Here is a 20,522-nt window from a genome sequence, read left to right on the forward strand (position 1 = left end):
GGTATCCAACGCCCCTCGCATGGACGAGAGAGGCTGTACGAACAAGGCAAGACAACGAGATGGCACATATCGGTATTGACGTCAGCAAGCAGAAACTCGACTGCCTGTGGGTGCGCGACCTGGACAAGGGCAAGGTCAAGACCAAGGTCTTCTCCAACCGTCATCAGGACTATCCGGGGCTGCTCGACTGGCTCGTCAGGCAGACCGGCGAGGCGGCCGATGAGCTGCATGTCTATCTGGAGGCCACGAGCATCTACCATGAGCCACTGGCGTACTGGCTGCATAAGGCGGGTGTCACCGTCTATGTGCTGAACCCGGCCCAGGTGCGCCACCACGCCAAGGGCATGGGCGTTCGCAGCAAGACCGATCGCAAGGACAGCATGATCGTGGCGCGCTACGGGATCGAGCGGAAGCCCCGGCCGTGGCAGCCGGAACCGCCCGAGGTGCGGGAACTCAAGCGTCTCATCAACCGGCTGGAGACCGTGGAAGACGATCTGCAGCGCGAACGTAACCGCCTGTAGAAGGCCCAATTCAACCAGGATGCCAAGGCCGCCGAGTCGATCGGCCACATGCTGGCGGCCCTGGAGAGCGAGGCGCGGCGCCTGCGCCAGGCGATCGACGACCACTTCGACGCCCACCCGCCGCTGAAGCGGGATCGCGCTTTGCTGAAGAGCATCCCCGGCATCGGGCCGGCGCTGTCGGCGCGCTTGGTGGCGACGCTACGCAGCCGGGATTTCCGCAGTGCTCGCCAGGCCGCGGCCTTCCTGGGCCTGGTGCCGGTATTGGAGGAGTCGGGGACCTCGGTGAAGTTGCGGTCGCGCCTGTCCAAGGCCGGGGCGCCCGGCATCCGCCGGAAGCTTTACATGGGGGCGGTGGTGGCCATCCGTCGCAACCCCGATATCAGCGACCAGTACGCGCGCCTCAAGGCGCGTGGCAAGCCCTCGCTGTCGGCGCTGGGGGCGGCCATGCGAAAGCTGGTGCACCTCGCCTATGGCGTGTTGAAGTCGCAGAGCGAATATCGGCCGCAAGGGGCATAAGCCCCCTTGCAGCCGGTATCGAGAGACGGTATCTACGGGACGGGTCGGCCTTGGACTAGCGCCTGGCGTTCGACCCGAGAGCGTCCCTGAGCGCCAAGGGCGCTTTGGCGGCAGGCTGACTAGGTCGCGGACGGGTCGGCCTTGGACTAGCGCCTGGCGTTCGACCAAGGTACCCTGAGCGCCGACCCGATGCGGGCGTTGGTGTTTGGCAACGCGATCGTCGCCTGGTGGCGACGCCCGGCATACCTAGATATTCGGAGATCCCATGGCGCACTCTTCCCAGGATTCGGCTTCCCCAGAATCCGCCGCTCAGGCCGCCGAGCCCACTACCGGGCTGGCCAGCATCGAGGCCCTGGTCGAGGACATTCGCCAGGGCAAGATGGTCATCCTGATGGATGATGAGGATCGCGAGAACGAAGGCGATATCATCATGGCCGCCGAGAAGGTGAAGGCCGAGCATATCAACTTCATGGCACGGCACGCCCGTGGCCTGATCTGCCTGCCGATGACCCGGGAACGCTGCGAGCGGCTCAAGCTGCCGCTGATGGTCAGCGACAACGGTTCCGGCTTCGGTACCAAGTTCACCCTCTCCATCGAGGCCGCCGAGGGCGTGACCACCGGGATCTCCGCCGCCGATCGGGCGCGCACCGTCCAGGCGGCCGCGGCCCGCGATGCCAAGGCCGAGGATATCGTTCAGCCGGGGCATATCTTCCCGCTGATGGCCGAGCCCGGCGGCGTGCTGCGCCGTGCCGGTCACACCGAGGCGGCCTGCGACCTGGCCGCCATGGCCGGCCTCGAGCCGAGCGGCGTGATCTGCGAGGTGATGAACGAGGACGGCAGCATGGCGCGCCGCCCGGAGCTGGAGCGTTTCGCCGCCGAGCATGGCATCAAGATGGGCACCATCGCCGATCTGATCCACTACCGCATCCATAACGAGCATACCGTGGACCACCTGGAGGTGACCCCGGTCACCACCGCCTTCGGCGAACTGAGCCTGCATGTGTTCCGCGACAGCATCCAGGGCGCCCATCACCTGGCCCTGGTCAAGGGCCACCCCCATCCGGACACGCCCACCACGGTGCGGGTGCATCTGGCCGATACCCTGCGCGACCTGCTGACCCTGGCCAAGCCGGAGAGTCAGAGCTGGACCGCCAGTGCCGCCCTGGCCGAGGTGGCCGCCGCCGAGAATGGCGTCTTCGTGCTGCTCGACGACGGTCGTCCCCACCAGGACCTCAAGGATCAGCTGGATATCCTGCTGGAGCGCAAGCGGGCGCCGCGCAGCAGCGACTCCGACGGGGCCGGCAACTACCTGACCATCGGCACCGGCTCGCAGATCCTGCGCTACCTGGGCGTGGGGCAGATGCGTCTGCTCAGCTCGCCGTGGAAGTTCTCGGCCCTGTCGGGCTTCGATCTGGAAGTGGTGGAGCGGGTCGGTCCCTGAGGCGGTCCCGGCCAACTATCAACAGTGGTGGGCCCCGGCCCGCCGGTAGGCGCCATCCGGCGCCCTAGCGATCAAGCAGGAAAAGCAAGCATGCAAGCGATCTCCCAAGTCGAAGGCAGTTTCACCGATGTCGATGGCCGCTACGTCATCGTGGTGGGCCGTTTCAACCACCATGTGGTGGATAGCCTGGTGGACGGCGCCGTGGACAGCCTGACTCGGCATGGCGTGGACGCCGACAATATCGATATCGTCCATGTGCCGGGCGCCTGGGAGCTGCCGCTGGCGGTGAAGCGGGCCCTGCAGGTGGTGCGCCCCGATGCGGTGATCGCCCTCGGCGCGGTGATCCGCGGCGGCACCCCTCACTTCGAATACGTGGCCGGTGGCTGCAACGCGGCGCTGGGTAACCTGCAACTGGAATTCGATACCCCCGTCGCCAACGGCGTGCTCACCGTCAACTCCATCGAGCAGGCCATCGAGCGCTCCGGCACCAAGGCCGGCAACAAGGGCGCCGAGGCGGCCATGGCGGCCATGGAGATGGTCTCGCTGCTCAAGCGCTTCGGGGGTGAGGCATGAGCGCACCCCGCGGCGGCCAGCGTCCGCCCTCCAAGGCCCAGCAGAGTCGCCACGCCGCCCGCGAGCTGGCGGTGCAGGGCATCTATCAGTGGCAGCTGACCGGCAAGTCGATCACTGCCGTGGAGGCGGAGTTCCGCAGCCAGGTCGCCGACGACGACCTGGAAGACCACGAGAACTGGCACAAGGTTATGGAGATCGCCGACCTGGCGCTCTTCCACGAGCTGCTGCACGGCGTGGTGCGCTTCAAGGCCGAGCTGGACGCCAGCCTGGCGCCCCTGCTCGATCGGCGTATCGAGGAGGTGGATCCCATCGAACTGGCGATCCTGCGTCTGGGGACCTATGAGCTCTCCCGCCGCCTGGAGGTGCCCTATCGGGCGGTGATCAACGAGGGCGTCGAGCTGGCCAAGTCCTTCGGCGCCACCGACGGCCACAAGTACATCAACGGTATCCTCGACAAGCTCGCCGGGCGGCTGCGCTCGGCCGAGGTCCGCGCTCGCCGCTGAGGTGCCTCGCCCATGCGATATCACCCAGCCATCGCCGCGCCCAGCGAATTCGAACTGATCGCCCGCCACTTTCGGCGTCCCGCCCGGGACCCCGGGGTGGTGCTGGGCGTGGGCGACGATTGCACCCTGCTGGCGCCGTCCCCGGGGCAGCAGCTCGCCGTCAGCGTCGATACCTCGGTCGCCGAAGTGCACTTCCCCGCCGCGGCGCCCCCCGCGGCCATCGGTCATCGCGCCCTGGCGGTCAGCCTCAGCGACCTGGCCGCCATGGGCGCCAAGCCGCGCTGGTGCCTGATGTCGCTGACCCTGGCCGAGGCCGATGATGCCTGGCTGGCGGACTTCGCCGCCGGCTTCCACGCCCTCTGCGAATCCGCCGAGATCAGCCTGGTGGGCGGCGACGTGACCCGTGGCCAGTTGGCCATCGGCGTCACCGTGCATGGCGAGGTGCCTCCCGGTGAGGCGCTGCGCCGCAGTGGTGCCCGTCCCGGTGATCTGCTGGCCGTGACCAGCACCCTGGGTGGCGCCCATGGCGGCCTCGAGGCCTGGCAGGCCGGCGAGCGGGACCTCGCGCATCCGCTGCTGCGCGCCTATCTGCTGCCCCAGCCGCGGCTGGCGGCGGGCCTGGCCCTGCGTGGCCTGGCCAGTGCCGCCATCGATCTCTCCGACGGCCTGCTGGCCGATCTCGGTCATCTGCTCGAGGCCTCCGGCGTCGGTGCCACCCTGGAGCCCGAGGCCCTGCCCCTGGCAGACGGGCTGGTGGAAGCCTTGGGTACCCAGGGCGCCCGCGATGCGGCGCTTAGCGGTGGCGACGACTATGAGCTGCTGTTGGCGATCCCTCCGGAGCGGCTCGCGGAAACCCGGCGACGCCTGGCCGAGCTGGCCCTGCCGCTGACGGTGATCGGGGGCTGCGAGGCGGCCCCCGGCCTGCGCGGCGTGGCCCTCGACGGCAAGGGTGGCTGGCAGCACTTCCCGGGAGGCCGGAAATGAACCGGGCGCCGGCCAGCGTCTGGCGCCGCCCCACCCACTTCCTGGCCTTCGGCCTGGGCAGCGGGGCGGTGCCCTGGGCCCCCGGCACCTTCGGCACCCTGGCGGCGATCCCCTTCTACTGGCTGATGGCCGACCTGCCGCTGACCTGGTATCTGCTGATCATCGCCGTGACCTTCGTGATCGGGGTCTGGCTCTGCGAGAAGACCTCCAACGACCTGGGGGTGCATGACCACTCCGGGATCGTCTGGGACGAGTTCGTCGGCTACTGGATCACCATGACCGCGGTGCCCTTCTCCTGGGAAGCGGCGCTGTGGGGGTTTATCATTTTCCGTATCTTCGATGTCTTCAAGCCCTGGCCGATTCGTTGGGCCGACCGCCGGGTGGCGGGGGGCTTCGGCATCATGATCGATGATGTGATGGCGGGGCTCTATGCCTGGGGTACCATCCATCTCTGGCTCTGGCTCCACTAGCCAGATAATTCATAAGGAGTAAACGATCTATGCGCAAGGGAGTGCTGGCCCTGGGGGCCGTGGTCATCATCGGCGGTGGTTATCTCGCCGGCCATGCGGTATCCAGCGCCATCTTCGAGCGGGAGCTGGCGACGAGTCTCGACAACCTGGAGCGCCAGGGCAATGTGCGGGCGGAACGCCTGGGCAGCGAACGGGGCTGGTTCCATTCCTCCGGTGAGCTGCTGCTGCAGCCCCTGATCGGCGACGACTGGCGGGTGACGGTGCCCTATCGGGCCAACCACGGAATTCTCACTACCCGGGTCGAAGGCGACGCCGAGCTGGCCCTGAATGAGGCCATCGCCGAGGAGCTCCAGGAAGCGTTTGGCGAATTGCCGGCCTTGCCCACGCCGCGTTGGGTGGCCGATTTCAACACCCTGAGTCAGACCCTCGAGGCGAACCTGGAACTCCCCGGTTTCCAGTGGGACGAGGACGACTGGCGCCTCGACTTCCAGGGGATCTCGGCCACCCTGAGCGGCGAGCGGGGGGATCTGATCCTCAACGCCGAGATCGCCCCCTGGTGGCTGACCGCCACCGAGGGGCGTCTGGCGGTCGGTACCACGACCCTGGATAGCCACTATCGCTATAGCGAGGGGGGGCGCCTCTTCCACCAGCAGGACGCCATGCAGTTCGAGAGCCTGCGCTTCGTGGAGGGTCACGGTCAGGCCCTGCACCTGCAGGGGCTGGGCTATACCAGTGATATGCGCCTCGGCCGCGAGCACCTCGATCTTTCCCTTGGCCTCTCCCTGGACGAGGCGCGGATGGAGGATCAGCCGGTGGCCTCCGGTCGCCTGGCGCTGTCCCTGGAGCGCCTCGATGCCGACGCCGCCTGGCGTCTCTACGAGAGCCTGCTCGACGAACTGGAGCGGCGGGATGGGGACCTGGAGCAGCTGTCGCCGGCCGAGTGGGAGGCACTCTTCGAGTCCTGGTTCCCGGACCTGCTGGCGCTGCTCTCCGAGTCGCCGCGCCTGGTGCTCTCCGAGCTCGACCTCAACAGCCGCATGCTGGGCCTGGCCACCCAGGGCGAAGGGGAGCTGACCTTCGATGGGGCGGGGATCACCGAACTGAGCCTGGAGGAGCTGGCCAGTCCGAGTGGTGCCGCCGAGCTGCAGCGGCGCCTCGATGGCCACCTGCGCGCCGCGCCGGTGCCGCCGACCCTGGCCATGATGCTGGGGCTGTCCCTGGATAGCCGCGAGATGGAGTTCGAGCTGCGTGCCGGCGAGCCCTACCTCAACGGTGAGCCCCTGATGGGCTCCCCCTGGTAAGCGCCGCATCCGGCCAGTCGCAGGGGCGCCTTCGGGCGCCCCTCGTCGTTGGTCACGCTTGAAGTTTGTGTTAGCCGCCCGCATTCCTGTTGCCATACTGGTCATCGACCCCGGATACAGGATGGATCATGAGAGAACATGATGATGAGCGGCATAACGTGATTGTCGATGGCGTCGAGGACGCCGGCATCGAGGTCGAGGCGGGCGACGAGTCGGGCGAGGAGTCGTCCCACGCCATGGTACCCAGCGGCGATAGCCTGCCGGAGCGCATCTACCTGCTGCCGATCCATAATCGGCCCTTCTTTCCCGCCCAGGTGCAGCCCCTGGTGATCCACCGCCCGCGTTGGGAGGAGACCATCGAGCGAGTCGGCAAGACGCCCCACCAGGCGGTGGGGCTGGCCTTCGTCGGCGAGACCGAGCTCGAGGACCTGGCCCCCGAGCACTTCCCGGAGATCGGCACCACGGTGCGCATGCACAAGGTGGAGCAGGGCGACAACCAGATCCAGTTTATCGCCCAGGGCCTGAAGCGCTTTCGCATCCAGCGCTGGCTCTCCCGCAAGCCTCCCTACCTGGTGGAGGTCAGCTATCCCAAGGAGCCGGTGGACGCCGAGGCCGACGAGGCCCGCGCCTACGCCATGGCGGTGATCAACGGCATCAAGGAGCTGCTGCCGATCAACCCCCTCTACGGCGAGGAACTCAAGCACTACCTCAACCGCTTCAGTCCCCACGAGCCGGGCCCTCTGGCCGACTTCGCCGCCGCCATCACCTCCGCCAAGGGGCCGGAGCTGCAGGCGATCCTCGAGACCCTGGCGGTGCTGCCGCGCATGCAGAAGGTATTGCCGCTGCTGCACAAGGAGATCGAGGTGGCCCAGCTGCAGAGCGAGATCAGCGAGCAGGTCAACGCCAAGATGCAGGAGCGTCAGCGGGAATTCTTCCTGCGCGAGCAGCTCAAGGTGATCCAGCGCGAGCTGGGCATCTCCAAGGACGACCGCGAGAACGACGTGGACACCTTCCGCGACCGCCTGGAGGAGATGACGGTGCCGCCCAAGGTGCTGACGCGCATCGAGGAGGAGCTCGACAAGCTCTCGGTGCTGGAGACCGGCTCACCGGAGTACGGCACCACCCGCAACTACCTGGACTGGCTGACCAGCATGCCCTGGGGCATTACCAGCGACGACAACCTGGACCTGGCCCATGCCCGGGTCGTGCTCGACCGCGACCACGACGGCCTGGCGGACGTCAAGGAGCGGATCATCGAGTTCCTCGCCGAGGGCACCTTCAAGGGCGACGTGGGCGGCTCCATCCTGCTGCTGGTGGGCCCGCCGGGGGTCGGCAAGACCTCCATCGGCCGCTCCATCGCCGAGGCCCTGGGGCGCCAGTTCTATCGCTTCTCGGTGGGCGGCATGCGCGACGAGGCGGAGATCAAGGGCCATCGGCGCACCTATATCGGCGCCATGCCCGGCAAGCTGGTGCAGGCCCTCAAGGAGGTGGAGGTCCAGAACCCGGTGATCATGCTCGACGAGATCGACAAGCTGGGCCAGTCCTTTCAGGGCGACCCCGCCTCGGCCTTGCTCGAGGTGCTCGACCCGGAGCAGAACGTCGACTTCCTCGACCACTACCTGGACGTGCGCCTGGACCTCTCCAAGGTGCTCTTCGTATGCACCGCCAACACCCTGGACTCGATTCCCCCGGCGCTGCTCGATCGCATGGAGCAGATTCGCCTCGCCGGTTATATCGCCGAGGAGAAGCTGGCCATCGCCAAGCACCACCTCTGGCCCAAGCTGCTCAAGCGCGACAAGATCCCCAGGAAGCGCATCAACTTGACGGATGCGGCCCTCAAGCAGGTGATCGAGGGCTATGCCCGGGAGGCCGGGGTGCGCCAACTGGAGAAGCAGCTGCACCGCATCGTGCGCAAGGCGGCGGTCAAGCTGCTGGAGAACGGCCAGCAGAGCGTCAAGGTCTCGGTGAACAACCTGGAGGAGTTCCTCGGTGCGCCCATCTTCCGTCGCGAGAAGGTGCTCAAGGGGGAGGGGGTGGTCACTGGGCTCGCCTGGACCGCCATGGGCGGCGCCACCCTGCCCATCGAGGCGGGCAAGGTGCATGCCCTGGCCCGCGGCTTCAAGCTCACCGGCAAGCTCGGCGAGGTGATGCAGGAATCGGCGAATATCGCCTATAGCTATGTGCAGGGGCACCTGGGGGAGTATGGTGCCGACCCGGACTTCTTCAACGATGCCTTCGTGCACCTGCACGTGCCGGAGGGGGCGACCCCCAAGGATGGCCCCTCGGCGGGGGTCACCATGACCACGGCGCTGCTGTCGCTGGCCCGTCATCAGGCCATCGACCGGCCCCTGGCGATGACCGGGGAGCTGACCCTGACCGGCCAGGTGTTGCCGGTGGGGGGGATCCGCGAGAAGATCATCGCCGCCCGGCGCAGCGAGATCCATGAGGTGATCCTGCCGGAGCCCAACCGTCGCGACTATGACGAGCTGCCCGATTACCTCAAGGCGGGGATGAGGGTGCATTTCGCCCAGCGCTATCGGGACGTGGCCAAGGTGGTCTTCGGCTGACCCGGCGTCGGCGGATCTCGCCGCTGCCCCGTGGGAGCTCGGCTGTGCCGAGCGATTCGCCGCGCAGCGGCGCAGACATGACTCAACAAGGTTGCCAATGAAACCTATCATCACCCTGGGCGCCCTGGCGCTAAGCCTGACGTCGGGGACGGTCGCCGCCCAGGAGCGTACCCTGACCGTTTATACCTACGGCTCCTTCGTTTCCGAGTGGGGCCCGGGGCCGGGCATCGAGGCGGCCTTCGAGGCCCGCTGCGGCGACTGTGACCTCGAGTTCGTCGCCCTCGACGGTGGGGTGGATATCCTCCAGCGCCTGCGCCTGGAAGGCGAGGGCAGTGCCGCCGACCTGGTGCTGGGCCTCGACATGAACCTGATGGCCGAGGCTCGCGAGCTGGGCGTGCTGGCGCCCCATGGCGTCGACACCGCGCCGTTGCGGCTACCCATCGACTGGCAGGACGACACCTTCCTGCCCTTCGACTGGGGCCATTTCGCCTTCGTCTACGACACCGAGCAGCTGGCGACTCCGCCGGCCAGCTTCGCCGAGCTGCTGGAGGCCCCGGACGACGTCCGGGTGATCATCCAGGATCCCCGCACCAGCACCACCGGCCAGGGCCTGCTGCTGTGGATCAAGCAGGTCTATGGCGACGCGGCCCCCGAGGCCTGGGAACGCCTCAACGAGCGGGTATTGACCGTCACCCCGGGTTGGAGCCAGGCCTACTTCTCATTATTCATGAACGGCGAGGCGCCCCTGGTGCTCTCCTATTCCACTTCGCCCGCCTACCATATGGCGGTGGAGGAGAGCGACCGCTACCAGGCCGCCGAGTTCGCCGAGGGGCACTACCTGCAGGTGGAGACCGCCGCCATGCTGAAGAGCAGCGACGAATCCGAGCTGGCCCGGGACTTCCTGCGCTTTATGCTGACGCCGGATTTCCAGCGCCATATCCCCCTCGGCAACGTGATGAATCCGGCCATCGACCTGGGCGACGAGCTCCCCGAGGTCTTCGAGCGGTTGATCGAGCCGGCGAGCCTCACCTTCACCCCGGAGGAGGTGCGCGACAACCGCCGCGCCTGGATTCGCGAATGGCTTAATGCCAGCAGCCGCTAGGCCGCCCACCTGGCGGGCCTCGCCTCTAGTCCTGGCTGGCGGCTTGCTGGCCCTGGCCGCGGTGGCGGGGCTGGGGCTGGCCAGCCTGGCGGCGCTGCTCTGGCAGGCGCCGGCGCTGTCGGTCGGCGACCTGTGGCGGGAACCCTGGCTGGCCGGCATCCTGCGTTTCACCCTCTGGCAGGCGACCCTCTCCACCGGGCTTTCCGTGGGGCTGGCCGTGCCGGTGGCCCTGGCCCTGGCCCGGCGGCCGCGCTTCCCCGGGCGGCGCCTGCTGCTGCGGGCCATGGAGCTGTCGCTGGTGATTCCCACCCTGATCGCCCTGTTCGGCCTGGTGGCGGTGCATGGCCGCCAGGGCTGGGCGGCGCCGCTCTGGGAGGGGCTGACCGGGACCCCGGCGGGCTACCTCTATGGTCTTTCGGGGATCGTGCTGGCCCATGTCTTCTACAACCTGCCGCTCTCGGCGCGGCTGATGCTGCAGGCCCTGGAGACGGCGCCGGCGGCCCACTGGCGGCTCACCGCCCAGTTGGGCCTCTCCCGGGGTGCCATCTGGCGCACGCTGGAGTGGCCGCGGCTGCGTGCCCTGCTGCCACGCCTGGGCGCCCTGGTCTTCACCCTCTGTTTCACCAGCTTCGCCATCGTCATGACCCTGGGCGGCGGACCGCGTTCCACGACCCTGGAGGTGGCCCTCTACCAGGCGCTGAAGTTCGACCACGACCTGGCCCTGGCGGCGCTGCTGGCGCTGACTCAACTGGTGCTCTGTCTCAGCCTTTGGTTGGTGGCGCTGACCCGGGGCGGCACGCCGCGGCTGGTGCCCGACGCCGGCAGCGGCCTGCCCGGCGGGCGCTGGTGGCGCCGCGATGCCCTGGGGCTGTCGCGTCTGCATGATGCGCTCTGGTTGCTGGGGCTGACCCTGCTGCTGGTGCCGCCGCTCGCGGCGGTGACCCTGGCCGGCCTCTACGGCCTGCCCGAACTGCCGGGACGCGGCAGCCTGTGGCCCGCGGCGCTGCGCAGCCTGGCCATGGCGCTGGGCGCGGGGGGCCTCTCCCTGCTGCTGGCCCTGGCGCTGCTGGCCGGGGCCGAGGCGCTCCGGCGGCGCGGCTCGCGCCTCGCCGCCCTGGTGATGGAGGGCAGCGGCCAGCTGATCCTGGTGATCCCGGCCCTGGTGCTGGGCACCGGCCTCTTCCTGCTGCTGCGCCCCTCCCTCGGCGCCGGCTGGCACGGCTATGCGCTGGTGGTGCTGGTCAATGGCTTTATGGCGCTGCCCTTCGCCATGCAGGTGCTGCGCGGCGCCATTCCCGGCCTCTCGGCCCCGGAGGAGCGCCTGGCGGAACAGTTCGGCATCCACGGCCGGGCGCGGCTGCGCTGGCTGGTCTGGCCGCGGCTGCGGCGTCCCGCGGCCCTGGCCCTGGCCTACGCCATGACCCTCTCGCTGGGCGACTTCAGCGTGATCGCCCTGTTTGGCAGCCCGGCGGCGCCGACCCTGCCGATGCTGCTCTTCCAGCAACTGGGCGGCTACCGCTGGCAGGGCGCCGCGGCCACCGCCTTGGTGCTGCTGCTGGCGGTGGTGCTGGTGTTTACCCTGCTCGACGCCCTGAGCCGGCGCCGACCGCGCTACCCCTTTCGACCCTGAATTCAATGCTTAGACGAAGGGCGGGGCTATCGTTGTGGGAATGGCTGAGGGGCGCTGGGGGCAGGGCGGAGCGGGGGTTTTTTGCCAGGGATGGCAAAAGTAGCTCCCAGGGATGGGTTTACAGCGCCCCGCGAAGGCCTGTCCCCAGAGTAGCCCCGTGCCTCCGGGCTAACTGCAACCCTACGGTGAAGGCTGCTTGATCGATAAGCTTCACACCACGAGCGATAACATGGGCGCCCATGCTCCACTGCGATGATCTGATCTTTCACTACGACCGCTTTGAACCCGGGGAGACGCCGGACTTCTGCTTCCGCTTCGACCTGGCCCCCGGCGAGTGCCTGGCCCTGGAGGGCCCCTCGGGGGCCGGCAAGAGCACCCTGCTCAACCTGCTGGCGGGCTTCCTGGAGCCCGCCGCCGGCGGCCTGCGCTGGGGCGAGCGGGAGCTGCTGGGGCTGCCGCCCTGGGAGCGGGGCATCACCACGGTGTTCCAGGAGCACAACCTCTTCGATCACCTGCCGGTGTGGGCCAATATCGGCCTGGGGCTGGCGGCCAACCTCAAACTCGACGCCGCCCAGCGCCGGCGCATCCGCGACGGCCTGGCCGAAGTGGGGTTGGCGGGCCTCGAGGCGCGCCTGCCCGGCGAGCTCTCCGGCGGCCAGCGCCAGCGGGTGGCCCTGACCCGGGCGCTGCTGCGCCAGGCGCCGATCCTGCTGCTGGACGAGCCTTTCACCGGCCTGGATCACGCTAACCGCCAGGGCCTCTGGACCCTGGTCAAACGCCAGCAGCAGGCGGGAGTGGCGGTGCTGCTGGTCAGCCACGACCGGGAGGATATCGAGGCCCTGGCCCAGCGCCGCCTGGCCTTGGTGGAGGGTCGCCTGACGCCTCTCTAGGCATTCGCCCGGCCGCATGACAAAATCGGCAGGACTGGACACCGATTCGACCGGCCGACCACCTCCCGGTACGGCCGGCAGCACTATCTAGAGGACACCATGCCCGAGTATCGTTCCCGCACCACCACCGCCGGTCGCAATATGGCCGGCGCCCGCGCCCTGTGGCGTGCCACCGGCATGAAGGATGACGACTTCCACAAGCCGATCATCGCCGTAGCCAACTCCTTTACCCAGTTCGTGCCGGGCCATGTGCACCTCAAGGACATGGGCCAGCTGGTGGCCCGCGAGATCGAGAAGGCCGGCGGGGTGGCCAAGGAGTTCAACACCATCGCCGTGGACGACGGCATCGCCATGGGCCACGACGGCATGCTCTATTCGCTGCCGAGTCGCGACCTGATCGCCGACAGCGTCGAGTACATGGTCAATGCCCACTGCGCCGACGCCCTGGTGTGCATCTCCAACTGCGACAAGATCACCCCCGGAATGCTGATGGCCGCCATGCGCCTCAATATCCCGGTGATCTTCGTCTCCGGTGGTCCCATGGAGGCCGGCAAGACCAAGCTCCTCGACCACGGCCTCGACCTGGTGGACGCCATGGTGATGGCCGCCGACGACAGCGTCGACGACGAGACCCTGGCCGAAGTCGAGCGCAGCGCCTGCCCCACCTGCGGCAGCTGCTCCGGGATGTTCACCGCTAACTCCATGAACTGCCTGATGGAGGCGCTGGGCCTGGCGCTGCCGGGCAATGGCACCGTGGTGGCCACCCATGCCGACCGTCGTCGGCTCTTCGAGACCGCCGGTCACCGCATCGTCGAGCTGGCCAAGCGCTACTACGAGGGTGACGAGGCGCACCTGCTGCCCCGGGCCATCGGCGCCAAGGCGGCGTTCAAGAACGCCATGACCCTGGATATCGCCATGGGCGGCTCCACCAATACCATCCTGCACCTGCTGGCCGCCGCCCAGGAGGCCGGGGTCGATTTCGACATGGCCGCCATCGACCGCCTGTCGCGGGAGGTGCCCCAGCTCTGCAAGGTCGCCCCCAACACCCAGAAGTACCATATCGAAGACGTGCACCGCGCCGGCGGCATCATGGCCATCCTCGGCGAGCTGGACCGCGCCGGCGTGCTCGATACCCGGGTGCCCACCGTCTACGGCGACTCCCTCAAGGAGGCCCTGGACGAGTGGGATATCATGCGTAACCCCAGTCCCGAGGTGGTGGAGTTCTATCGGGCCGGCCCCGGCGGGGTGCCCACCCAGGTGGCCTTCTCCCAGAGTGCCCGCTGGCCGAGCCTCGACGGCGACCGCGCCACCGGCTGCATTCGTGATCTGGACCACGCCTTCTCCCGGGAGGGCGGCCTGGCGGTGCTCCACGGCAATATCGCCGTGGACGGCTGCGTGGTGAAGACCGCCGGCGTCGACGACTCCATCCTGGTCTTCGAGGGCCCGGCCCATGTGGTGGAGTCCCAGGACCAGGCGGTGGCGCATATCCTCGAGGGCAAGGTGAAGGAGGGCGATGTCGTCGTCATCCGCTACGAGGGGCCCAAGGGCGGCCCGGGCATGCAGGAGATGCTCTACCCGACCTCCTATCTGAAGTCCAAGGGGCTGGGCAAGGCCTGCGCCCTGTTGACCGACGGGCGCTTCTCCGGCGGCACTTCCGGGCTCTCCATCGGCCATGTCTCGCCGGAGGCGGCGGCGGGGGGCGCCATCGGCCTGGTGGAGCCGGGCGATCTCATTCGTATCGACATCCCGAACCGCACCATCGATGTCAAGCTCTCCGATGAGGAACTGGCATCGCGCCGCGCGGCCATGGAGGCCAAGGGCAGTGACGCCTGGAAGCCGAGCATCCAGCGTGACCGCCAGGTCTCCGCGGCCCTCAAGGCCTATGCGCTGCTGGCGACTTCCGCGGACAAGGGCGCGGTGCGCGACCTCTCCAAGCTGGATTGATCCGCCTCAGCAAAAAGACCCGCGCCTCGGCGCGGGTCTTGCGATTCGGGACTTGCTCGGAATCAAGCAGCGCGGTCCAGGGGCGCCTCGGGGGCCTGGTCCTCGGCCTGCAGTTCGCACTCGATGGGATACCAGAACTCCATCGCTTCCAGGCTTTCCAGTTCACAGCACATCGTTATCCTCCTTGCCTCGGATGAGTGGGTCTTGGATGAATGGCCCAGCGCCATTCAGTATGGGTGACTCCCGGGCGGGGTGGATGACCATTCTTTGATCCTTTTATGATATCGATCACGCAACCGGCGATAAGTCGCCGACAGGAGGAGCGCTTATGACTGAAACGATTCAGGTTGGCCTGGTGGGTTATGGCTTCGCCAGCCAGGTCTTCCATGCGCCGCTGATCCAGGCCACGCCGGGCCTGACGCTCGCCGCGGTGGCCTCGAGCGATGCCGCCAAGGTGACCGAGGCCCTTCCCTCGGTGGCGGTGGAGGCCGACCCCGAGGCGCTGTTCGCGCGCAAGGAGATCGACCTGGTGGTGATTCCCACCCCCAACGAGACCCACTATCCCCTGGCGCGTGCGGCCCTGGAGGCGGGCAAGCACGTGGTGGTGGACAAGCCCTTTACCCTGGACCTGGCCGAGGCCCGGGCGCTCAAGGCGCTGGCGGAGGCGCAGGGCAAGTGCTTATCGGTGTTCCATAACCGCCGCTGGGACAGCGATTTCCTGACCCTCGAGGCGCTGCTGGCCGAGGGGAGCCTGGGGCGAGTCACCCGGGTGGAGTCGCGTTTCGACCGCTTCCGCCCCGAGGTCCGCGACCGCTGGCGGGAGTCGCCGCGCCCCGGCGGCGGCATCTGGTACGACCTGGGACCGCATCTGCTGGATCAGGCCCTGATGCTCTTCGGCAAGCCTAGGGCGATCTTCCTCGACCTGGCGTTACGCCGTGACGGCGCCCGGGTCGACGACGAGTTTACCGCCCTGCTCGACTATGAGGGGCTCAGCGTGGAGCTCAAGGCGGGCACTCTGGTGGCGGAGGAGACGCCGCGCTGGCGGGTGCATGGCACCCGGGGCAGCTATGTGAAATTTGGCCTCGACCCCCAGGAGGAGCGCCTCAAGGCCGGCGACTCGCCGAGCCCCGACTGGGGCCAGGATGCGCCGGGGCGCCTCTGCCTGGCGGCGGAGGCGGGCGAGCTGGTGTCCCGGGAGCACCCCAGCCTGCCGGGGGATTATCTCGCCTACTATCAGGGGGTGGTCGCGGCGCTACGTGGCGAGGGCCCCATGCCGGTGAGCGTGGAGGAAGCCATCGCGGTGATGGCGCTGCTGGAGGCGGGGCTGACCAGCCATCGTCAGCGGCGCTGGATCAGCCTGTAACGGGGGGCTACCAGGTGAGGGGATGGGGCCGCTCGGCGCGCAGCCGGTCCCGGGCGATATAGAGGGCGGCGATGGCGCGGGCCTCGTGGAAGTCCTCCCGGGCCAGCAGCGCCGGCAGCTCGTCGATGGCATGGGTCTCGACGATCAGCGGCTCCGGCTCGTCGCCGGGCAGGCGCTTCGGGTAGAGGTCGCTGGCCAGCATCACCTGCATGCGGTGGCACATATAATTGGGGGCCAGGGAGAGCTCCACCAGGGGCTCGATATTGTTGGCGCCGAAGCCGCACTCTTCCATCAACTCGCGATTGGCGGCGGTGACGATATCCTCGCCGGGGTCCACCAGCCCCTTGGGCAGGGTCAGCACATAGTCCTCGAAGCCGGCGGCGTATTCGCGGATCAGCAGCACATGCTCCGGGTCGGGCATGGCCACGATCATCACCGCCCCCTGGTCGCTGCCCATCAGGCGCTCGAAGTGGCGCTCCTCGCCGTTGCTGAAGCGCAGTTCCAGCTCCTCGACCCGGAACAGCCGGCTTCGAGTCACTTCGCGCTGGGAGAGGATGCGGGGCTTGCTGGGATACATGGAGACTCCGTGGGGCGATGCGTGGGGCTGGGGGATTTTGTACAATAGCATCCTATGGAAACACTGCATAAATGCCTGCGCGGGCGAATCACTGCGTTGCGCGCTGCTCGAAATCCTCACCTAGTACCGCCTAGGCTCCGGTTTCTGCGCTGCGGGCGCCTTGTGCTTCATCCCGCTCGCCGATTTATTCAGCGTTTCCCAATACCCGAACGTGGAGCCCAAGGCCAATGATCGATTGGCAAGCCATCGACACCGTCCTGCTGGACATGGACGGCACCCTGCTGGATCTGCATTTCGACAGCCACTTCTGGCTGGAGCACCTGCCGCGTCGCTATGGGGAGCTGCATCGCCTGGATGAGGCCAGCCAGCACCAGCTGCGCGAGCGGATCATCGGCGAGCAGGGCACCCTCAACTGGTACAGCCTGGCCTACTGGAGCCGCGAGCTGGGAGTCGATATCGTCGCCCTCAAGCGTGAGGTGCAGCACCTGATCGGCCTGCGCGGCGATGCCCTGGATTTCCTCAAGTGGCTCAAGCGGGCCCACCCCCGGGTGGTGCTGGCCACCAACGCCGACCGCGCCAGCCTCGAGCTCAAGCTGCCGCTGACCGGCCTGGAGGAGTACCTGGATGCCATCGTCTCCTCGGCGGACCTGGGCGTGCCCAAGGAGGCCCAGGAATTCTGGTTCGAGCTCCAGGAGGTCGAGCCCTTCGACCCGGCCCGCACCCTCTTTATCGACGATAACCCCTCGGTGCTGGAGAGCGCCCGGGAGTTCGGCATCCGCCACCTGCTGGGCATCAAGCAGCCCGACAGCACCCAGCCGGAACGCGAGCTGGAGGAGTTTATCGCCCTGGATCGTTTCGCCAGCATCCTGCCTGGCGAGCGTCCGCCGCTGGCGTGAAGGAGGCCCCATGGATAGCGTAAGACTCGACAAGTGGCTCTGGGCGGCGCGTTTCTTCAAGACCCGCGCCCTGGCCAAGAAGGCCATCGAGGGGGGCAAGGTGCACTACAATGGCGACCGGGCCAAGACCAGCAAGAGCGTGGAAGTCGGTGCCCTGATTCGCGTGCCCCAGGGCTGGGACGTCTGGGAGGTGGAGGTGCTGGCGCTCTCCGATCAGCGCCGCGGCGCCCCCGAGGCCCGCGCCCTCTACCGCGAGACCGCCGAGAGCGAGGCGCGTCGTGAGCGTGAAACCGAGGCCCGGCGCCTGACCAACCAGGCCATGCAGCACCCCCTGAAACGCCCCGACAAGAAACAGCGCCGGGATATCCAGCGCTTTCAGCGCCGCCAGGGCGATTGACGCTCCCCCACCGATGTTTATTCTCAGGCTTTTTTCATGACCGATCAGATTCAGCGTTTTCTCTTCGACGATACCCAGGTGCGCGGCGAGATCGTCTCCCTGGAGGCGGCCTATGCCGAGGTGCTCGACAAGCAGGCCTACCCGGCGCCGGTGCGTCGCCTGCTGGGCGAGATGCTGGCGGCGGTGGCCCTGCTCACCGATACCGTCAAGCTCGATGGCACCCTGAGCCTGGAGGTGCGCGGCGAGGGGGCCCTGGCCCTGCTGATGGCGGAGTCCAACCCCGGCGGCGAGCTGCGCGCCATCGCCCGCCTGGCCGAGGGGGCCGACCTGCCCGATGCGGCCGCCGGCTTCCGCGAGCTGCTGGGCGAGGGACATATCGTCATCACCCTGGATCCCCGGGAGGGGCGCCGCTATCAGGGCATCGTCGAGCTCAAGGAGGCCAGCCTGGCGGCCTGCCTGGAGGCCTACTTCGCCCAGTCCGAACAGCTGCCCACCCGGCTGTGGCTGGCCGCCGATGGCCAGCGCGCCGCCGGCCTGCTGCTGCAGCAGCTGCCCGACGACGGCCGTCCCCATGATCCGGACGCCTGGGAGCGCACCGTGCACCTGGCCGATACCGTGCGCGACGAGGAGTTGCTCGGGCTCGCGCAGCACGAGCTGCTGCATCGCCTCTATCACGAGGAGACGGTGCGGGTCTTCGAGCCCAAGGCGCTGCGCTTCGGCTGCACCTGCTCCCGGGAGCGGATCGCCCAGTCGCTGCTCTCCCTGGGCGCCGGGGAACTGCGCGAGATCGTCGCCGAGCAGCAGGGCATCGAGACCGAGTGTCACTTCTGTCATACCCGCTACCGCTTCGGTGCCGCCGAGGTGGAGGGGTTGATCGAGGCGCCCGATGCGCCGCCGCCCACCCTTCATTAAGGGGCTAAGCGCTCACTCGATCGATACCCGATGCCCCGGCCCTGCGCCGGGGTTTTCATATGCTAACAATGGTCGTTATGTAGTAGTAAAACTACATGAAATTCGGCGAATGAGAGCTTTGGTAAGCGCCCGGGTTTTTGTCATAATGGCCCCCCTTAATTTGGCGGCCCGATGTCATAAGAGGCGGTACACCGTCCGGGGCATCGGGCAGGCAGCCCACCTGTCGTTGCTACGACCCACGAGAGAGAATAGGCCGCATGGCCCAGGACACCGACATGACCACCACCCAAGCCGCAAGCGCCGTATCGTCAGCCACCCCCCGCGTCTTCACCAACCTGAGCCGTGCCGAGTTGATCGAGCAGGCCTTGCTGCGAGGCGAGGGACAGTTGGCCGACAATGGCGCGCTGGTCGTCAAGACGGGGGAGCGGACCGGGCGTTCACCGGCGGATCGCTTTATCGTCGAGGAAGCGTCCACCCGCGACCAGATCGACTGGGGCAGCGTCAATCGTCCCTTCGACGCCGCCAAGTTCGAGGCGCTGTGGACCCGCGTCGAGGCCTACCTGGGCGAGCGTGATCACTATCTCTCCGAGGTGCATGTGGGCGCCGACCCCCAGCACTACCTGCCGGTGCGCATGCACACCGAGACCGCCTGGCAGAACCTCTTCGGCCGCACCATGTTCGTGCGCCCCGAAGCCTATAACCCGGCGCGGCGCGACGAGTGGACCATCCTCAATGCCGCCAACTTCGTCTGCGAGCCGCAGCGCGACGGCACCGGCACCGAGGCCTGCGTGATCCTCGACTTCGCCGGGCGTCGCGTGCTGATCGCCGGCATGCGCTACGCCGGCGAGATGAAGAAGGCCATGTTCAGCGTGCAGAACTTCCTGCTGCCGGCCTCCGACGTGCTGCCCATGCACTGCTCCGCCAATGTCGGCGAAGATGGCCAGACCTGCCTGTTCTTCGGCCTCTCCGGCACCGGCAAGACCACCCTCTCCGCCGATCCGGCCCGCTACCTGATCGGCGATGACGAGCATGGCTGGGGCGAGGGCACGGTGTTCAATATCGAGGGCGGCTGCTACGCCAAGTGCATCGACCTCTCCGAGAAGAACGAGCCGGTGATCTGGCGCGCCATCAAGTTCGGCGCCGTGCTGGAGAACGTGGTGCTGGACGACCGTCGCGCGCCCGATTACGCCGACGACAGCCTGACCCAGAACTCCCGGGCCGCCTATCCGCTGGAGCATATCGACAAGCGGGTGCCCGAGAATCGCGCCGGCGAGCCCAACGCCATCATCTTCCTGACCTGCGACATGAGCGGTGTGCTGCCGCCGGTGTCGCTGCTCTCCGAGGAAGCCGCCGCCTACCACTTCCTGTCCGGCTATACCGCCAAGGTGGGTTCCACCGAGATGGGCTCCTCCGCCGGTCTCGAGGCGACCTTCTCCACCTGCTTCGGCGCGCCCTTCTTCCCGCGCCCGGCCCGCGAGTACGCCGACCTGCTGATCAAGCGGGTCAAGGCCAACGATGCCCGCGTCTACTTGGTCAACACCGGCTGGACCGGCGGCGCCTATGGTCAGGGCGGCTCGCGCTTCAGCATTCCCACCACCCGCGCCATCATCAGCGCCATCCAGTCCGGCGCCCTGCGCGACGTGGAGACCCGGCGCATCGAGGGGCTCAACCTGGAGGTGCCGGTGGCGGTACCCGGTGTCGACACCCAACTGCTCGACCCGCGCCAGACCTGGGCAGACTCGGCCGCTTACCAGCAACAGATGCAGGCGCTGGTGGCCAAGTTCGTGGCCAACTTCGAGAAGTTCGCCGGCGTCGATCCGGCGATTATCGCCGCCGGTCCGCAGCGCGGCTAAGCCGGCACGCGACCCAGCGTCGCAGTGACGAACCCCGGCCCGGCGCCGGGGTCTGAAACGGGGAGGGCGCAAGCCTTCCCCG

19 protein-coding genes are annotated in these 20,522 nt (G+C 68.0%); 18 read left to right on the plus strand and 1 reads right to left on the minus strand.

Annotation, left to right across the window (positions count from 1 at the left end):
• Positions 1–59: 59 nt before the first annotated feature.
• From ACQ1W9_RS05405 to ACQ1W9_RS05470, 14 genes are all read left to right on the plus strand, one after another.
• The gene (locus ACQ1W9_RS05405; RefSeq protein ID WP_431025692.1) at positions 60–521 is read left to right on the plus strand and encodes an IS110 family transposase; all 462 of its coding nucleotides are present in this window, start codon (positions 60–62) and stop codon (positions 519–521) included.
• Positions 522–569: 48 nt separating this feature from the next.
• On the plus strand, positions 570–1,037 hold the full coding sequence (locus tag ACQ1W9_RS05410) for a transposase (RefSeq protein WP_431025693.1): 468 nt from the start codon (positions 570–572) through the stop codon (positions 1,035–1,037).
• Positions 1,038–1,302: 265 nt separating this feature from the next.
• Entirely contained in the window at positions 1,303–2,478 is a 1,176-nt protein-coding gene (gene ribBA / locus ACQ1W9_RS05415; protein ID WP_431025694.1) for a bifunctional 3,4-dihydroxy-2-butanone-4-phosphate synthase/GTP cyclohydrolase II, read from the plus strand.
• Between the two features lie 90 nt (positions 2,479–2,568).
• The gene (ribH, locus tag ACQ1W9_RS05420; protein ID WP_146804564.1) at positions 2,569–3,051 is read left to right on the plus strand and encodes a 6,7-dimethyl-8-ribityllumazine synthase; all 483 of its coding nucleotides are present in this window, start codon (positions 2,569–2,571) and stop codon (positions 3,049–3,051) included.
• Positions 3,048–3,554: a transcription antitermination factor NusB gene (gene nusB / locus ACQ1W9_RS05425; protein ID WP_431025695.1), complete on the plus strand. Its 507-nt coding sequence runs from the start codon at positions 3,048–3,050 to the stop codon at positions 3,552–3,554. Before ribH ends, nusB begins: the two co-directional genes overlap by 4 nt.
• Positions 3,555–3,566: 12 nt before the next feature.
• Entirely contained in the window at positions 3,567–4,538 is a 972-nt protein-coding gene (thiL, locus tag ACQ1W9_RS05430) for a thiamine-phosphate kinase (protein WP_431025696.1), read from the plus strand.
• Positions 4,535–5,008: a phosphatidylglycerophosphatase A family protein gene (locus tag ACQ1W9_RS05435; protein WP_431025697.1), complete on the plus strand. Its 474-nt coding sequence runs from the start codon at positions 4,535–4,537 to the stop codon at positions 5,006–5,008. The genes thiL and ACQ1W9_RS05435 overlap by 4 nt, the downstream gene beginning before the upstream one ends.
• A 29-nt stretch (positions 5,009–5,037) precedes the next feature.
• Positions 5,038–6,309, plus strand: a complete 1,272-nt coding sequence (locus tag ACQ1W9_RS05440; protein ID WP_431025698.1) for a DUF945 family protein — start codon at positions 5,038–5,040, stop codon at positions 6,307–6,309.
• A 128-nt stretch (positions 6,310–6,437) separates the two neighbouring features.
• Entirely contained in the window at positions 6,438–8,876 is a 2,439-nt protein-coding gene (lon, locus tag ACQ1W9_RS05445) for an endopeptidase La (protein ID WP_431025699.1), read from the plus strand.
• Positions 8,877–8,973: 97 nt separating this feature from the next.
• Positions 8,974–9,978, plus strand: coding sequence for a thiamine ABC transporter substrate binding subunit (thiB, locus tag ACQ1W9_RS05450; protein ID WP_431025700.1), 1,005 nt, complete (start codon positions 8,974–8,976; stop codon positions 9,976–9,978).
• Positions 9,962–11,608, plus strand: coding sequence for a thiamine/thiamine pyrophosphate ABC transporter permease (thiP, locus tag ACQ1W9_RS05455; RefSeq protein ID WP_431025701.1), 1,647 nt, complete (start codon positions 9,962–9,964; stop codon positions 11,606–11,608). The genes thiB and thiP overlap by 17 nt, the downstream gene beginning before the upstream one ends.
• A 239-nt stretch (positions 11,609–11,847) precedes the next feature.
• Positions 11,848–12,498, plus strand: coding sequence for an ATP-binding cassette domain-containing protein (locus ACQ1W9_RS05460; protein ID WP_431025702.1), 651 nt, complete (start codon positions 11,848–11,850; stop codon positions 12,496–12,498).
• A 99-nt stretch (positions 12,499–12,597) separates the two neighbouring features.
• On the plus strand, positions 12,598–14,442 hold the full coding sequence (gene ilvD / locus ACQ1W9_RS05465; RefSeq protein WP_431025703.1) for a dihydroxy-acid dehydratase: 1,845 nt from the start codon (positions 12,598–12,600) through the stop codon (positions 14,440–14,442).
• 328 nt (positions 14,443–14,770) lie between these two features.
• Positions 14,771–15,805 (plus strand): oxidoreductase, encoded by a 1,035-nt coding sequence (locus ACQ1W9_RS05470; RefSeq protein WP_431025704.1) that lies wholly within the window; start codon positions 14,771–14,773, stop codon positions 15,803–15,805.
• Between the two features lie 7 nt (positions 15,806–15,812).
• Here the strand turns inward: ACQ1W9_RS05470 and nudE are convergent, their stop codons facing one another.
• Positions 15,813–16,382, minus strand: a complete 570-nt coding sequence (gene nudE, locus ACQ1W9_RS05475) for an ADP compounds hydrolase NudE (protein WP_431025705.1) — start codon at positions 16,380–16,382, stop codon at positions 15,813–15,815.
• Positions 16,383–16,609: 227 nt separating this feature from the next.
• Here nudE and yrfG point away from each other — a divergent pair, with 227 nt between their 5' ends.
• The 4 genes from yrfG (at position 16,610) to ACQ1W9_RS05495 (ending at position 20,440) form a co-directional block, all read left to right on the plus strand.
• On the plus strand, positions 16,610–17,278 hold the full coding sequence (gene yrfG / locus ACQ1W9_RS05480; protein ID WP_431025706.1) for a GMP/IMP nucleotidase: 669 nt from the start codon (positions 16,610–16,612) through the stop codon (positions 17,276–17,278).
• A gap of 10 nt (positions 17,279–17,288) precedes the next feature.
• The gene (hslR, locus tag ACQ1W9_RS05485; protein WP_346061165.1) at positions 17,289–17,675 is read left to right on the plus strand and encodes a ribosome-associated heat shock protein Hsp15; all 387 of its coding nucleotides are present in this window, start codon (positions 17,289–17,291) and stop codon (positions 17,673–17,675) included.
• A gap of 36 nt (positions 17,676–17,711) precedes the next feature.
• Entirely contained in the window at positions 17,712–18,587 is an 876-nt protein-coding gene (hslO, locus tag ACQ1W9_RS05490; protein ID WP_431025707.1) for an Hsp33 family molecular chaperone HslO, read from the plus strand.
• A 275-nt stretch (positions 18,588–18,862) separates the two neighbouring features.
• On the plus strand, positions 18,863–20,440 hold the full coding sequence (locus tag ACQ1W9_RS05495) for a phosphoenolpyruvate carboxykinase (RefSeq protein WP_431025708.1): 1,578 nt from the start codon (positions 18,863–18,865) through the stop codon (positions 20,438–20,440).
• Positions 20,441–20,522 lie beyond the last annotated feature (82 nt).

This window comes from Halomonas sp. H5 (genome assembly GCF_050613175.1).
In the GTDB taxonomy this organism is placed as follows: Bacteria; Pseudomonadota; Gammaproteobacteria; order Pseudomonadales; family Halomonadaceae; genus Bisbaumannia; species Bisbaumannia salifodinae.